The organism is Nocardioides sp. CF8 (assembly GCF_000389985.1).
GTDB lineage: Bacteria > Actinomycetota > Actinomycetes > Propionibacteriales > Nocardioidaceae > Nocardioides > Nocardioides allogilvus.
Genome location: NZ_CM001852.1, coordinates 4,080,636 through 4,096,014, shown reverse-complemented (window position 1 = coordinate 4,096,014; position 15,379 = coordinate 4,080,636). Strand labels below are relative to the sequence as shown.

12 protein-coding genes and 1 pseudogene are annotated in these 15,379 nt (G+C 68.0%); 10 read left to right on the top strand and 3 right to left on the bottom strand.

What is annotated here, in order from left to right; all coding sequences use genetic code 11:
* Nucleotides 1–28: 28 nt before the first annotated feature.
* Nucleotides 29–493 (bottom strand): annotated as a pseudogene (locus CF8_RS19940) (IS110 family transposase); the annotation flags it as partial.
* A gap of 540 nt (nt 494–1,033) precedes the next feature.
* Between CF8_RS19940 and CF8_RS19935 the strand changes: the two are divergent.
* From CF8_RS19935 to mobF, 3 genes are all read left to right on the top strand, one after another.
* Nucleotides 1,034–1,273 carry a DUF433 domain-containing protein gene (locus CF8_RS19935; protein WP_010834894.1) on the top strand — a complete coding sequence of 80 codons (240 nt, stop codon included), beginning with the start codon at nt 1,034–1,036 and terminating at the stop codon, nt 1,271–1,273.
* On the top strand, nt 1,270–1,632 hold the full coding sequence (locus tag CF8_RS19930; protein ID WP_010834893.1) for a DUF5615 family PIN-like protein: 363 nt from the start codon (nt 1,270–1,272) through the stop codon (nt 1,630–1,632). The genes CF8_RS19935 and CF8_RS19930 overlap by 4 nt, the downstream gene beginning before the upstream one ends.
* Before the next feature lie 74 nt (nt 1,633–1,706).
* Nucleotides 1,707–5,414, top strand: a complete 3,708-nt coding sequence (gene mobF, locus CF8_RS19925) for a MobF family relaxase (protein WP_332248911.1) — start codon at nt 1,707–1,709, stop codon at nt 5,412–5,414.
* 247 nt (nt 5,415–5,661) lie between these two features.
* On the opposite strand, the gene CF8_RS19920 is transcribed toward mobF, so the two are convergent.
* Nucleotides 5,662–6,831: an alpha-D-ribose 1-methylphosphonate 5-triphosphate diphosphatase gene (locus CF8_RS19920; protein WP_232211655.1), complete on the bottom strand. Its 1,170-nt coding sequence runs from the start codon at nt 6,829–6,831 to the stop codon at nt 5,662–5,664.
* A gap of 191 nt (nt 6,832–7,022) precedes the next feature.
* On the opposite strand from CF8_RS19920, the gene phnC reads away from it, so the two are divergent.
* The 5 genes from phnC to CF8_RS19895 are packed head-to-tail and all read left to right on the top strand — an operon-like array spanning nt 7,023 to nt 11,402.
* Nucleotides 7,023–7,823, top strand: a complete 801-nt coding sequence (gene phnC / locus CF8_RS19915; protein WP_036493832.1) for a phosphonate ABC transporter ATP-binding protein — start codon at nt 7,023–7,025, stop codon at nt 7,821–7,823.
* 45 nt (nt 7,824–7,868) lie between these two features.
* Nucleotides 7,869–8,777 carry a phosphate/phosphite/phosphonate ABC transporter substrate-binding protein gene (gene phnD, locus CF8_RS19910; RefSeq protein WP_010834889.1) on the top strand — a complete coding sequence of 303 codons (909 nt, stop codon included), beginning with the start codon at nt 7,869–7,871 and terminating at the stop codon, nt 8,775–8,777.
* Nucleotides 8,774–9,610 carry a phosphonate ABC transporter, permease protein PhnE gene (gene phnE, locus CF8_RS19905; protein WP_010834888.1) on the top strand — a complete coding sequence of 279 codons (837 nt, stop codon included), beginning with the start codon at nt 8,774–8,776 and terminating at the stop codon, nt 9,608–9,610. The genes phnD and phnE overlap by 4 nt, the downstream gene beginning before the upstream one ends.
* The gene (locus CF8_RS19900) at nt 9,607–10,644 is read left to right on the top strand and encodes a phosphonate dehydrogenase (RefSeq protein ID WP_010834887.1); all 1,038 of its coding nucleotides are present in this window, start codon (nt 9,607–9,609) and stop codon (nt 10,642–10,644) included. Before phnE ends, CF8_RS19900 begins: the two co-directional genes overlap by 4 nt.
* A complete protein-coding gene (locus CF8_RS19895) occupies nt 10,641–11,402 on the top strand; it encodes a GntR family transcriptional regulator (protein WP_051204286.1) in 762 nt (253 codons plus the stop codon). Before CF8_RS19900 ends, CF8_RS19895 begins: the two co-directional genes overlap by 4 nt.
* A gap of 416 nt (nt 11,403–11,818) precedes the next feature.
* On the opposite strand, the gene CF8_RS19890 is transcribed toward CF8_RS19895, so the two are convergent.
* On the bottom strand, nt 11,819–12,982 hold the full coding sequence (locus CF8_RS19890; RefSeq protein ID WP_084623181.1) for an IS30 family transposase: 1,164 nt from the start codon (nt 12,980–12,982) through the stop codon (nt 11,819–11,821).
* Nucleotides 12,983–13,508: 526 nt separating this feature from the next.
* Between CF8_RS19890 and CF8_RS19885 the strand changes: the two genes are divergently transcribed.
* Both CF8_RS19885 and CF8_RS19880 read left to right on the top strand, forming a co-directional pair.
* Entirely contained in the window at nt 13,509–14,015 is a 507-nt protein-coding gene (locus CF8_RS19885; RefSeq protein WP_010834884.1) for a SigE family RNA polymerase sigma factor, read from the top strand.
* Nucleotides 14,015–15,175, top strand: coding sequence for a hypothetical protein (locus CF8_RS19880; protein WP_010834883.1), 1,161 nt, complete (start codon nt 14,015–14,017; stop codon nt 15,173–15,175). The genes CF8_RS19885 and CF8_RS19880 overlap by 1 nt, the downstream gene beginning before the upstream one ends.
* Nucleotides 15,176–15,379: the final 204 nt, after the last annotated feature.

Genomic DNA, 15,379 nt, shown 5'->3' with positions numbered 1-15,379 from the left:
AGAGCCTCCATCAGACCCGGGGCGATTCAAGCTTCTCCAGCCGCTGGACCTCACGTCCGCGTTCGCGGGTGATCGCGGTCCGTGCCCTGGTCAGGTCCCGCAACTGCCGGATCGGCTCGGGTGGCACGAACGAGCCACGGACCAGGCCGTGTGCGCCGAGCTGGGCGAGCCAGGTCGCGTCAGCGACGTCGGTCTTGCGGCCCGGCAGGGTCTTGACGTGGCGGGCGTTGACCAGCATCACCTCCACGCCGGGGAGGTCTTCGAGGAGGTAGTAGAACGGTTTCCAGTAGTCCCCGGTCGCTTCCATCACCACGCAGGTGACCTGCTGCTCGGCCAGGTGCTCACGAAGAGCGAGGATCTGACTGGTCATCGAGGACCACGTCGTGACCGTCTCGACCGTCTTACGGCGACCCGCGCCGGCATGGCGGACGCAGACCTTCGCGTCCTTCTTCGACACATCCATCCCCGCACAGCGGGTGTGCACCACTTCCATCAGATTTACCTCCTCAGCATCGAACACAGGGTGTCCGTCGCGGGGAGGGCAGGGAGAAATCGGAAGTCTGACACTCGGGCTCGATGGCACCAGTCCACGGTTCCCGTGGAAGCCCTCCACCACCATGCTGACCTACAGGCTCACAGGCACCACAGAGTATTCGGGGTCGACCACGACGAACCCCACCAGCATCCGCCCTACCCACCGCGGCCCGCAACCCGCCGACGGCACCGAATCTTCGCGCCCCAGGGTGCGCCAAGGAACGCCGGCGCCGAATTGCTGACCTGGACCAAGAAGGCCCAGGTCAGACGCGGTTTACCACTGGCGGAGGATAGGGGATTCGAACTGGCGATCTTCCCCGGACGCACCCGAGCCCCGGCACCCCGTTTTACGCTCAAATCAGGCGTGAAATCCCATGCCTGTACATCGAATGACATCGTTGTAGTACAGGGATCTACAGGGTCGGTAGCACATGAGTTAGCACATGAGGCGCCGTCGACGGTCCCGCCCGACGGCGGCAGCGATGCGTAGACTCCGACCATGAGTGAAGCCGTCAGCCGTCTCGACCGGATCACGGTCGACCCATCGATCTGTCACGGCGCCCCTGCAATCCGCGGCATGCGCCTGCGGGTGCAAGACGTCCTCGAACTGCTGGCCTCCGGCATGACCTACGACGAGATCCTCACCGACTACGACGAGCTTGAACGAGACGACATCCTCGCCGTCCTGGAGTTCGCCGCTCTCGACTCCGCCGGACGTCTCCAACGCGTCGTGGCGTGACCGCGTTCCTCGTCGACCAGCAGTTGCCGAAGGTCCTCGCCAACTACTTGACTGAGCACGGTCACGACGCGCGGCACATTAAGGACTACCCGGGCGGCCCGACCATGTCGGACGCGCAGATCGCGCTCCTGTCCGACGCCGAGGGTCGCTTCGTGGTGACCAAGGACGAGGACTTCAGGATCTCGCACCTGTTGGGGAAGCCACCGGCGAAGCTCCTCCACGTCACGTGCGGAAACATCTCTACCCGCGACTTGCTCGCGCTTTTCGATCAACACTTGCCTGAGTTCGAGGTGGCAATCACTGCCTACGCCTACTTGGAGATCAATCGGCTTGGCGTCATCATCCACGACCCCAGCTGACTCCTGGGCGTCGGCCGCGGCCGGCCGAGGCTGCAATCATCCGCCTAGCAGTCCTGCAATCGTCGGCATAGAGGATCAGCCGGCCGAAGGATCCCGGTCAGATCGGCATTCACGAGTTTCACTCCCTTCCATGCCCGACTTCACCGCTCTGCCCCGATCTGCGCCCTCCATATCCAGCACTTTGCTACCGCCCAGCCACACCGCCCCTCCCCGACCGGTCACGCCTTCATCCCTCTCTGCCTCCCAGGTCCCTCCTTTCTCATCCTTTCCGCCTTCGAATTCTCTTCCGGGGAACGGGCGCAGCGGCGTGCCGGTACCTGGAGTCGGATCGCGCACGAGCGGACGACTACTACCTGGAGGGCGGGACGGCGCTGGCCGCCTTCACCGTGACGGACGGCAACGGCGAGGTGCTGGCCACCTCCGAACTGGACGCCGAGGCGTATGCCGGTTGGGTGGACTGGATAGACCCCCTGACCGCGACCTCGATGGGCAAGCCGCGGATGCCCGGCGAGGAGGGCACGGCCAAGCGCGGTTCGCCACGGTTTGCCGAGATGGTGGTCAACACCCCGAAGTCGCTGTCGGTAGCAGCCGCCCTGCACCCTGACGTGTCCGACGCGCTGGACGCGGCCCAGGCGGACGCGGTCACCGAGATCCGCCGGTTCCTCGCGCTGCACTCGGTCACCCGAGTCGGGCCGCGCGGGCGCCAGGAGGTGGTGCCGGTCGAGCGGCTCCAGACCGTCGCGGTGGTCCACAAGACCAGCAGGGCAGGCGACCCGCACCGGCACGTGCACTTCCAGATCGGCACCCGCGTCTGGGCGGCAGGGAGGTGGCGCGGGCTCGACACTGCGGCCTTGTTCAAGCAGCAAGGCGCCATCCGCGCCCTCGGGACTGCTGTCCTCGCCGCCCACCCGAGACTTGCCGACACGCTTGACCGTCACGCCCTGACGCTAGACCCCGTGACCGGCGAGGTCGCCGAACTCGAGCCTTTCAACGCACTGATGTCGAAGCGGAGCGCCCAGGTCGAGAGGAACCTCGCCGAGATCGAGGCCTCCTGGGACGAGGCGCATCCAGGCCAGGAGCCCGGTCCCGTCGTCCACGCCCGGATGACCGCAGCGGCGTGGGCCAAGGGACGCCCGCAGAAGCGCCCGACGACTCTTGCCCACGAGGACGGCTGGCGAGACGAACTCGCCGAGGCCGGTTACGACCCTGAGCTGTTCATGCAGCGTCGGCTACCAGCACATGCGCCGATCGACGTGGACGGCCTGAGGATCCAGACGATCGCCTCCCGGTCGCTGGACCGATGCGCCGCAGCCGCGTCGACCTGGACCCGCCACACCGTGCAGGAGCAGGCAATTCGGATCGTCACCGAACACGGCGTTCGCGCCACCCCCGCTGAACTTCGCAACCTGGTCACGCTCGCGACGGACCTTGCCGTTGGCGACTGCCTGTCGGTGCTGCCGCCCGGGACCGCCCAGCCAGAGCATGTCGCGCACCTGACCAGCGTCCAGGTCATCGCCGCAGAGATGCGACTGCGCGACCTGCTCACCGCGCGCGCAGGCACTGCCGCGAGATGCGACGGCCCAAACGTCACGGCGTTGGCCGCGGAACGGGGTCTCGACAGCGAGCAGGCTCGTGCCGCCGCAGCCATCGCATCGACCGACCAGCTGGTGGTGGTCGAGGGCGCAGCCGGCTCGGGAAAGACGACGATGCTCGCCGTCGCGATCGGTGCCGCTGCTACGGAGGGTCGCGCCACGAGGGTCGTGACGCCGACGAAGAAGGCCGCAGACGTGGTCGTCCGTGAGCTTGGGGTACCCGCCGAATCGGTCGCCAAGTTGCTTCACGCCCACGGCTGGCGTTGGAACAGCGACGGCGTGTGGACCCGCCTCGCCGTTGGGGATCGGGATCCCGAGACCGGCAAGACGTACGGCGGGCCTCCCGTGTGGGCGCGGCTGGCGCGCGGTGAGCGGATCGTGGTGGACGAGGCCGGGATGCTCGACCAGGACGGTGCGATCGCGCTCTTCACCCTGGCAGGCGACGCCGCGGCCACGGTCGCGCTGGTGGGGGACCGGGCGCAGCTGCCGGCCGTGGGACGCGGTGGCGTGCTCGACGTGGCCGCAGCGCTGGCCGCCGGAAGCGGACGAACCGTCTTCGACATGGACTCGGTCCACCGGTTCACCGACCCGATCTACGCCGACCTCACCCTCCGGCTCCGTGCCGGCGACAACCCGGCGCACCTGTTCGACCGGCTCTACTCGCGCGGGCATGTCCGACTGCACACGAATGCCGACGACGCTCACGAGGCCATCGCCGCCGCGACGGCGGCGGTCGAGTCCACGAGGACGATCGCCGCAACAGTCGCGACCAACGACGAGGCCCGCTCCCTCAACGACCGCATCCGCACCCAGCGCGTCGCACGAGGCGAAGTCGACGACACGGCGACCGTGTCCGGGAATGACGAACTGCCCATTGGCGCGGGCGACGTGATCACTACGCGCAAGAACGACAGCACCCTGGGAGTCGCCAACCGGCAGACCTGGACAGTCCAGGGCATCGGTGACGACGGCACCGTGTGGGCGCTCGACGCAGCTAACCTGCGCAAGCACCCACGGGCTGTCGCGCTGCCCAGCTCGTACGTGACCGACCACGTCCACCTCGCCTACGCCGCGACCGCGTACGGCGTTCAAGGAATCACCACCACAAGCGCGCACACCCTGCTGTCGGAGGCGTTGGACGCATCCGGGGTGTACGTCGGCATGACTCGTGGACGCGACGCGAACGTGCTGCACATCGTCGCCGACAACCTCGACGAGGCACGGGAGCACTTCATCGACGCGCTCCAGACCGATCGCGCCGACCGCGGCCTCCAGGCAGCAACCTCACTAGCCCAGGTCGCCGTCGCAGCGTTGGCGGCGAAGGGACCGGTGAAGCTGGTCAACGACGAACGAACACGGCTGGTCGAGGCCATCGCCAACGCAGATCGGGAAACGGCACGGTGGGAGCACGCCGCCGGGCTGCTGGCCACCCAAGCGGAGATCCACGCCCACGAGGAAGCATCCGGCCGAGACGCTCTGCTCATGGCCGAAGCCCACTCGACGGCGGTCCTCGACGACGCCGTGCAACCACTACGAGCCCAAGCCATCGTCGACGGACAGGCCTACCTCGATGCACAGATCCGGCAAGACGCCGCGTCGAACGCCAACCGCTCGACGGGGCGACTGGGCAGGAGGGCCGCGCAGCGGCGGCTCGACACCGCACAAGTGGGGACCCACGATGCTCAGGTGACCGTACTGAACCGGTGGGGCAGTGTGCCCGCTACCGGCAGATGGGTTGCCACGAATCGCGACGGGCTCGAAGCCTGGGCCGCTCGTGTTGCGCATCAACGCGCCGAAGCCCAGCCCGTCGTGGCCAGTGCTAGTACGGATGTCGCGCGCGCCGATGAAGCGCTCAAGCAGACCCGGTGGCGACACCGAGCCGAGACCGAAGATCTCACCCAACGGATCTACGGTCGACCTGATGCCGCCTACGTCCGAACAGTCAGCGGTGTACACGGCGCCCAAGCTCGTGCAGAACGTTGGCGGCAGTACGCCGACGCGGTGCGCGCCGATCTCACCCGCATCGAATCCCTCCCGATCGTACGGGCCGTGCAGCTCATCGAATCAGCCCGCGCTCAAGCCCTCCAGGTGGAGGTCGATCGGACAGTTGCCAATCACCGCGCCAGGCTTGGCGTGCCGACGGATCGCCGGATCAGGCCTACAGGCCCCGATGTCGGACGAAGCATGTAGGTCCGGCCGCCGGTATGCGGAGAAGGGTGCTCGCCGTTGCACCCAACCGCCAACGGTCGATCTCGGTTGGCGCGCGTCCTGGTTGCCGATCCGTAAACAGCGACCAGAACGCACATTCTCAATCAGCAACCAAGGCGCCCGGAGGAGCCGGGCGGCCATTTCACCGGAGCGACCTCAAGGGCGATCAAGGCTCAGCCACACCCGACCCTCCCGGGCCGCTGAACAACTTGCGGATCGAGGCCGAGGCTCACGACTCCGTAGCGTCGGCTACCCTCGCGGACGCGGCGGGTGGGCAAAGCGGGTGCACGACGGGCCAGGTGGAGCTGAGGTCGGCCAGCACCAGATCGGCGCGAGCGCCTTCCCGCAGAGAACCGCGGTCGTGGAGGCCCACGCACGCGGCGGGTCCTGCCGTCACGAGCGCGATCGCGCGCGGCAGGGTCATCACCCCGTCCCGCGCTAGCTTCAGCGCGGCGGGCAGCATCGCGGTGGGCAGGTAGTCGCTGGCCAGGGCGTCGACCAGTCCGGCTCTTGCGAGTTCGGTGGCCGAGACGTTTCCGGTATGGGAACGGCCGCGGATTACGTTGGGGGCGCCCGCGACGATAAGCATGTTGCGCTCACGGGCGGCGCGTGCGGCCGTGAGCGTGGTGGGGAACTCCGCTACGGTCCCGCCGTGCGCTACGAGCGCGTTGACCTCCGCGGAGGTGGCGAGATCGTGGCCCCAGAGCCGGATCCGGCCAGCGTGTGTCAGGTGGCCCAGCCACGCAAGCGCGCTGTCTCGGATATCGAGGCGGAGGTTCCGGTCGCGGCGCAAACCAGCGACGTGGTCCGCGGCCTGCTGCTCGGTCATTCCCTCCCCCAGCACGAGCCAGCGTCGCATCGTCGCCTCGTCGTGGAACTGACCAATCCCCGGGGTGTGGTCCTCATAGGACACGACCGGGAGGCCCCCCTCAGGGGGGAGCCGAGCTAGGTGGTCGTCCAGCGTCGTTCGGCCGTAGGCGCAGCGGACGTCGAGCCGGTGCAGGATTCGGTGGTCCGCCTGGGTGTCAGGGGGATTACGCAGCACGTGTGACAGGTCGACTGCGTCGGGGGAGCCGATCGGCATGCCCAGGATGGATCGCTGCTGAAAAGCTAGGCCGTGGAAGGCGGTCGTGATACCCGCAGCGCGAAGGCGGGCGCCGGCCGACCCGAGGGCGAACGAGGGGTCGAGCGTTACGTCCGGCCGCGGGCACAGCTCCTTGGTGAGCATGTCGCTGTGAACATCAACGAGACCTGGCAGGAGGTGGGCGCCCCGCCCGTCCAAGTCGCAGCTGGCACCCGGTGGATGCGCTCCCACCTCTACGACGTGACCCTCGCGCACCACGACGCGGGCGTTATCGATCATCCGGTCGCCGAGCACCGCGACTACGTGACCAAACACGTAGTCGCGCGATGTCCAAGGGGCCACGATCGATCAGCCTAAGCCCACCTCATACCCGCGCCCGGCCGCCCGGGTAGATCGCAGCGGATGGCCGGCACGCGTTCACCCGGCGTTAAGGCGCGGCCCCGTCCCGCTTCACAATACCTCTATATGGTTTGGTCATTCACCCACAGACCTATAGAGGAGTGTTCGTGCTCGAACTTTCCGAGGTGAGCAAGACCTACAAGGGTGGCGTGCGAGCTCTGGAACGCACTGATCTCAAGATCGAACCCGGGCAGGTGACGGTGCTACTGGGGCCCTCAGGGGCGGGCAAGTCGACGCTTCTGCGCTGCATGAACCTGCTTGTCACTCCCTCGACCGGCACCGTCCGAGCCGAGGACCTGCCGCCCCTTGAGTCCCGCCGCGCGCTACGAGACCACCGCCGCCGAACCGGCATGGTCTTCCAGCACCACCAGCTGATTCCGCGCTACACCGCCCTGCGCAACGTGTTGTTGGGGCGGGTCGGGTACCAGTCCCTGTGGCGCGGGTTGTTGCCCTCCACCCGCGAGGACGAGCGCATCGCGCTCGATGCGCTCGATCAGGTCGGGCTGCTCGACAAGGCCCTGGAGCGTGCCGACAGCCTGAGCGGCGGCATGCAACAGCGGGTCGGCATTGCTCGAGCCCTCGCGCAAAGGCCGCGCCTCATCCTCGCCGACGAACCGGTTGCCAGCCTGGACCCGGCAACCTCCCAGCGCGTCATGTCGCTGCTGCATCGAGTCTGCGAGCACAACGGCATCACTCTGGTCGCCAGCCTTCACCAGGTCGACCTAGCCCTCGGGCACGCGGACCGCATCATCGGCCTCGCGCACGGTGAGGTCGTGTACGACGGCCCGGCCGAGAAGGTCACCGACGCCGACCTGCAGCTGATCTACGAGGGCGTCACCGACAACGCCGTCGAGCCAGCCCCGACCGACCCCACGGTCAAACAGGCAGCCGTTGCCGCCGCCAGGTAGTACGACTCACCCCCTTTTTCCCAACCACATCCCAGAGGAACATCCATGCCCGTTCACCGTCATCCCACCCTCGTCGTCGCGACCCTGATCTCCTTGATGCTCGTGCTCGCCGGTTGCGGGTCCGGCTCAGGGAGCGGGGCCAAGGCCGAGGCCGGCGCGGTTCCCGAAACCCTGCGGGTGGCCTTGCTGCCCGACGAGAACGCCTCAGACGTGATCAAGAACAACGAACCGCTGCGGCAGTACCTCGAGGATGAGCTCGGCGTCGAGGTGGAGCTCATCGTCACCACCGACTACTCCTCGATGATCGAGGCCATGGCCCGCGGGCGCCTCGAGCTCGGCTACTTCGGCCCCCTCTCCTACGTCCTTGCTCAGGAAAAGTCCGACATCGAGGCATTCGCAGCGATGCAAGACGTAGAGGGCGAGGCGCCGACGTACCGATCAGTAATCGTTGGCAACCCCGCCGTCATCAAGAGCCTTGAGGACATCGCCGGCAAGACCGTCGCCTGGGGCGATCCGGCCAGCACCTCCAGCCACCTGATCCCGAAGGCGATGCTCGTCGAGCAGGCGGATCTGAACGTCGACGACGGGGACTACCAGGAGCAACACGTCGGCGCCCACGACGCCGTCGCGCTCGCGGTGCAGAACGGCAACGCCGAGGCAGGCGGCCTCAGCAAGCCGATCTACGAGCGGCTCGTCGAGGAGGGCATCATCGACCCGGCTAAGGTGGCGGTGATCGCGGAGTCGGAGCCCTATCCCAACTACCCCTGGACCATGCAGGCGAGCTTGCCCGAAGACTTCAAGGAGCAGGTGCGCAACGCCTTCCTCGAACTTGACGCCCCTGAGGTGCTGGAGCCGTTCGGCGCTACCGGGTTCGAGCCCATCACCGATGAGGACTACGACGTCGTACGCGAGCTCGCGCCGCTGCTCGACATCGACCTGGCGGACTTCCAGTGAGCACCGGGCTGCTCTCTCCCGATCAGGAAGATGCCCAGGAGGCAAGTTTCCGGGCGGTCGCCCAGCAGGTGCGCGCTGACTGGCGCCGTCGGGCAGCAGAGCTCGCCGTGGTGACGGCGTTGGTGCTCTTCTGCGCCTACTTCGTCGGCCTGCTCGACAGTGCCCGGATGGGCGCCGGGCTGGTCGACATCGTAGACCTGCTCAGCGAGATGTGGCCGCCCGACTTCACCAACCTGAACGCCTGGTGGGGTCCGCTCTGGGATTCCTTGGCGATGAGTCTGGCCGCGACCGCGCTCGCGGTGCTGCTCTCGGTGCCCCTGGCGCTCCTCGGCGCACGTAACACCTCACCCCACCCCGCCGTCTACTGGTCGGCGCGGATGATGCTCAACGTCCTGCGCTCAGTGCCGGAGCTGATCATGGCAATCGTCTTCGTCGCCGCAGTGGGCTTCGGCGCCCTGCCCGGCGCGCTCGCCCTCGGCATCCACTCGGCCGGCATGGTCGGCAAGTTCTTCGCCGAGGCGATCGAGCACGCCGACCAGGCCCCAGTGGAGGCCGCCCGCGCCGTCGGGTCGACTCCGGCGCAGGTGATCATGCACGGCGTCCTGCCCCAGGTTCTGCCGCAGATGGCTGACGTCACCATCTACCGCTGGGAGTTCAACTTCCGGGCCTCGGTGGTGGTCGGTGTGGTCGGCGCCGGCGGGATCGGGTTCGAGCTGATCGCCGCGCTGCGCACACTCAAATACGAAGAAGTCTCCGCCATCCTGCTCGTCATTCTCGCCACCGTCACCGTGGTCGACGCCCTCGGTGGCCTACTCAGGAAGAGGTTCGCATGACCGACACCTTCGCGCGACCGGTGGTCGTCCTGACCCACCGGGTGCACCCCGAGATCCTCGATCTCCTCGGCCGCGTCTGCGAGGTCGTGCCGAACCAGGACAACGACAGCCTCCCACCCTCCGAACTGCGGCGACGGGCCGCAGACGCCGACGCATTGATGGCGTTCATGCCCGACCAGATCGACGCGGCCTTCCTCGATGGCTGCCCGCGGCTGCAGGTCGTTGCAGGAGCCCTCAAGGGCTACGACAACATCGACGTCGACGCCTGCACCGAGCGCGGGATCTGGCTCACCCGGGTCGATGACCTGCTCACCGAACCCACCGCCGAGCTCGCCCTCGGGCTGCTTATCGGGCTCGCGCGTCATGTGACGAGCGGTGACCGCCGAGTGCGCGATGGCTTCCCGGGGTGGCGGCCGGTGCTCTACGGCCGCACGCTCATCGGCTCCACGATCGGGATCGTCGGGGCCGGCGTGCTCGGACAGGCGGTGGCGCGGCTGCTCGGGGGCTTCGACGCCCGCCTGCTCTACTGGGACCCCCAGCCAGTGACGCCATCGAAGGCCAGCGCACTCGGGTTGGAGCGCGTGGAGCTCACCGAGTTGCTCACACAGAGCGATGCCGTGGTGGTTTGTGCACCCCTGGTGCCCGACAGCCTGCACCTGTTGAACCGCGAAGCACTCGCATCGATGCGGGCGGGCACACTGCTGGTCAACGTCGGACGAGGCTCGGTGGTGAGCGAGGACGCCGTCACCGAGCTGCTGCGCGGTGGCCACCTCGGCGGGTACGCCGCCGACGTCTTCGAGTTCGAGGACCTGTCACGCCACGACCGACCGGACGGCCCGCACCCCGACCTGCTCGAACTGAACGAGCAGACGCTCTTCACTCCACACCTGGGCTCGGCGGTCGCAACTGCCCGGCTCGCGATCGAGGAGCACGCGGCAAACGCCATTCTGAAGGTGCTGGCCGGAGAGGAGCCCGAGGGAGCCGTCAACAACCCGAACCGAGAGTCGCTGACGACGTCCCGCCCGCCGCTATGATCCTACCCATCAACGACGTCCCGCGCCGAAGGCCCTCCGCCCGGATACCGGTCTACCTAGCCACAGCCGACGCCTTGGCCGAGCGGATCGCAGAGCAACCCGTCGGCACGCGGCTCCCATCGGAAGACGAACTCGCCCGGGACCTGGGCGTCAGCCGCCTCACCGCACGGGCCGCCCTGTCCGCGCTCGAATCCCGCTACCTCGTCCGGCGCAGGCAGGGCAGCGGAACGTACGTCTCGCGGCGCATCGACTACACCATCAGCCGGCACAGCCCACCGAGCTGGAGCGCGAGCGTGCGCCAAGCCGGTCTGACCCCGCACATTCGCACCACGGGCTGGCGCCTCGACCAGCCACCGGCGGAGGTGCGGAGCCGGATGCGGGTGGGTGCTCGACGACAACTCCTCGCAATCTCCCGCGACAGGTACGTCGACAACGACCTAGTTGGCTTCGCCGAAACCTGGCTCGACCCGGATCTCGTCCCCAACCTCACACAGGTCCTCGAGCCCGGAGCGTCTCTGCACGACACCCTGGCAGGCCACTACGGCATCCAGCCGGTGCGCGGCTGGTTCGGCGTCGCGATCGACCCCGCGCCGTCCGAGGTGGCCCAGCATCTCGGGCTTAGCGGCCGACCGCTGGTGATCGCGATCCGCAGCCGCACCGACGCGGCCGCCCGTGACCATCGGCCGGTCGAGCTCACGCTTTCCTGGCTCCGTGCCGACGTGTTCCGGATCGACGTCGACTTCGACACGAGACCCTGACTCCAACCACCACGTGTTGATGGTCGTCCATGTGCGCCGCCTCGTTGTCGCGCTTGGATGAGGTTCTCTGACCGGCGGCATAGGTGTATCGGGCCAACTCGAGTTGCAGCGGCTTGCCCGCAGCGGCGACGGCGAGGCGAGCGGCTTCGCGTCGTTCAGCGCGTGCTCGACGCACCGTGACCTGGGATACGGCCACAAGTGACACCACGGCGCCGACAACGGCGCTCACCCCGGCTGGCAATGAGCGTTGACCAATCCACGTCCCCAGAGTGGCACGGCCCATCCCTGTGGATGATTCCAGCGGCCGGGCCGGCGACCGTCCTACCCTGCTCGACATGTCGTGACCGCGCAGGAGGCCGCGGGCATCCTCCATCGAGTCCAGGGCGTGCCACAGAGGGATCGGCGGATTCTCGCGGTCATCGCAACAGCAGTGGTCCGATCATCTCGATCGGCTTCTTGAACTGTAGACGTTTGCGGGGTCGGTCGTTGAGCTCAGCGGCGACGACGTCGAGGTGGGCTTCGGTGTGTACCGACAGGTCGGTCCCTTTCGGAAAGTACTGCCGGAGCAGCCCGTTGGTGTTCTCGTTGGTCGCCCGCTGCCAGGGCGACTTTGGGTCGCAGAAGTAGATGGCGATGTCGGCAGCGATCTGGACCTGTTTCCAGTCCCGCATCTCTACCCCCTGGTCCCAGGTCAGCGTCCGGCGCAGCTGATCGGGCAGGGTGCTGATCTTCGCGGCCAGGGCGGGTGCGACCTGTTCGGCCTTGGACCCCTCGGCGAGCGGCACCAGCAGCGTGTAGCCGGTGGAGCGCTCGACCAGAGTGCCGATCGCCGAGGCGTTGGCCTTGCCGATGATGAGGTCACCCTCCCAGTGCCCGGGTACGGCCCGGTCGTCCGCTTCGGCCGGCCGCTCACTGATGTTGACCATGTCGGGCAGCACCCGGTTCTTGCGCCTCGCACCTTGCCGGTTCGGGACCCGCATCTCCCGCCCCGTGCGCAGACAGCGCGTCAGGTCGCGGCGCAACGCACCGCGCGACTGCACGTACAGCGACTGGTAGATCGTCTCGGTCGACACCCACATCTCCGGCTGGTCGGGGTAATCCTCGCGCAACCGGCCGGCGATCTGCTCCGGGGAGTACCGCTTGGTCAGCTCGGTCTGAACCCGCTCCCGCAGCACCTGGTTGGTCACCAGCTTCGCCGACTTCGGGCGGGAGGCCCGCTGATGGGCCAGCACATGCGCCGAGCCCGCCCGGTACCGCCCGGTTCGGTCGGCGTTGCGGGCCAACTCCCGCGAGATCGTCGAGGGACTGCGACCGAGCCGCGCCGCTACCTGACGGATCGACTCACCCGCCGCCCGGGCCAACGCGATCTCCTCCCGCTCGGCGAAGGACAAGTAGCGCCCCTGCAGGTTGCGGCCACGACGTGGACGCACCCCGCCGGCCTGGCGCAGCCAAGCGAGCCCTCGATGGCGATGGGTGCCGGCCACCGCGGCCGCATCGGTCAAGAACTCACCGGCTTGCCACGCCGCCCAGAACGGCTGATACAGCTCGGCAACCAACTGATTGGAGAAACGCACGGTCATGAACACCCTCACAGGATCGATCAGGTGTTGCGACCACCGCACGAACCCGGGGATCCCGTACTGGCTACGCTCCCAGGTGACGATCCCGCACCGACACGACTCCGCACGCCCTTGCCGACCGGGGCGGTCAACTGTGCGTCGGGCCGAGAACTGATGCTCCTCTTGGCCGTCAGGGCCGCCGGGGACTCAGCGCTGCAAGATCAGTTGCAAGGCCATCGCCAGACGCCCAGGTGATTCGAGTCAGCAATCGGCGGCCGCGTGATCGACGTTCGCGAGGTAGGGACGTTCGAGGGGGCGACGCAGCTGCTTGTCGGGTTTGCCGGCGCGCGAGCACGACAGCGGCCACGAGCACCCGTCCGTGTCTGACCTGCCGAACCGTCAACGTCTTGTGATCGACGTCGCCAGGAAGCCGGCGCGTGATGCGTGTCCCGACGACTCGATTCGTCCGTTCGCCTCGAAGTGGCGCCCGGCGGACGCAACCTCTCGTCCCGCAGAGGAGTTAGGTAGTTCGAGGAGGTGGTGCCAGATGCCGACGTTCGCCGATACCGACACGCTGACGTTCGAGGAGTATGCGGCCGCGGCGTGGCCGCGTCTGTTCCGCCGCGCCTACCTCCTCGCCGGCAACGGCGCAGATGCCGAGGACCTCGCTCAGCAGACCCTGATAAAGGTCCACGGCTCCTGGGCGCGGGTGAACCGGTCGGATGTCCCCGACGCCTACGTCATGCGCATCCTTGCCAACACGTTCCTCTCCTCCAAACGCCCCAAGAGACGACTGCTGGAGTTGCTCGTCGGCGATAACGCACCCGAACCAGCCTCCCCCCTCATCGCCGGACCCGAGGACCGAATGGCCCTGTGGCCTCACGTATGCGGGTTGCCGCCGCGCCAGCGTGCCGTCATCGTGCTGCGCTACTACGAACAGCTCAGCGAGGCAGAGATCGCCGACGTCCTTGACTGCTCGCGCGGCAACGTGAAGTCCACCGCCCACCGCGCCCTACAGAACCTGCGAACCGCTCTTGGACAGGAGGAAGGCTGATGTACTCCGACCTCGAGCACACCCTCATCCGCGAGCTGGACGACGTGGCCAGCAAGCTCGTCGTCCCTCCGCTTCCCCACCTACCGGTGACTTCCTCTGGTCGACGGCGCTGGCAGATTGTCGCGCCGCTCCTTGTCGCCGCCGCGGTGGTCGTGGTCGTCCTTGCCGTGGCCGTCATGCTCGGCAGCCCCCAGAGCCGTGACCCGGCGCCGGCGCCGAGTCCCACTCGGGTCGTGGACACTGGCCCTCTCAGCACTGCGGCACCGGCCTCACCGGTCGTGGTGACGGGCAGCCTGTTCGTGGGCGGCGAAGAGGTGCCCGGCCGCTGGTCCAGGGTCGAAGGCAGCGGCACGCACTGGGTGGGCCAGCGCGCCGCCGGTAGCGGACCTGACTTTGTGGGTTCGGACGGCGCAGGCAGCTGGTGGTGGGGTTACGACACCGAACCGCAAGAACTCGACCGGGCACTGGACCAGCCCCCGGCCATTTCCCCTAGCGGCGGCTACCTGGCCCAGGTGGTTAGCCAGGGCGGCGGGGCGCTGCTGGTCGGCGCGGACACCGAGGAAGGCGGCGAGGGGTTCGGCGGAGTGGACCTGCCCGACGGCGACCCGGACCCGGCCCCCCGCGCCGTCGCGGTCACCGACGACGGACTCGTCGTGGCCCGCGGCTTCGACTTCCAGCAGCTGTGGCGCCCGCTCGTGGACGGCGAGGTCATCGACTTGGCCGAAACCGCGCCCGGCCAAGTCGTCATCGGCAATACTACCGCGGGGCTGTTGGTCAACGGGGGCGCCTACTCGTCGGCCGACGGCACCCAAGGCGCTCCTTACCTCGCCCAGCTGTCTGAGGACGGCGCCCTCATCCGAGTGGGCGCGGTCCCGACCCATGACGTCCTTGAGGCCAGCCGCGAGTGGCTGGGCTACGTGCCGCCCGGCACGGTCGGCGGCGAAGCCTCAGGGACCACCGAGCTGCGCGTGCAACGGATCGACGGCTCCGAGTCGGACGTGCTGTCGCCACCCGAAGGCTGGCTGTTCATGGCTCCCGGGTTCAGCTGGGAAAACGACGACCGTCTGCTCGCCTTGGTGGTGACCCAGAACGGCGGTGACGAGGCGCTGGTGCGGTGCCGCCCAGCCCCAGCCTCCTGCGCCTTCGTTGACCTCCCCTGACGACGCACTCCGTGAAGCAGGACCTTCGTCTCCCCGATTCGTGACCCGCGTGCCCGATCAAGTCGTCGCGTTCGCGGGAGTCTGGTGCTGAGCGGACTGCCCAACACGGCCCGTAGGCACGTCGCGTGACGGTCCGCGGCCGCCTCCGTTCCATGAGTCGCATCCGTTCCGGTCGCGGATCGCTATCCGGGACGGTGTAGCAGC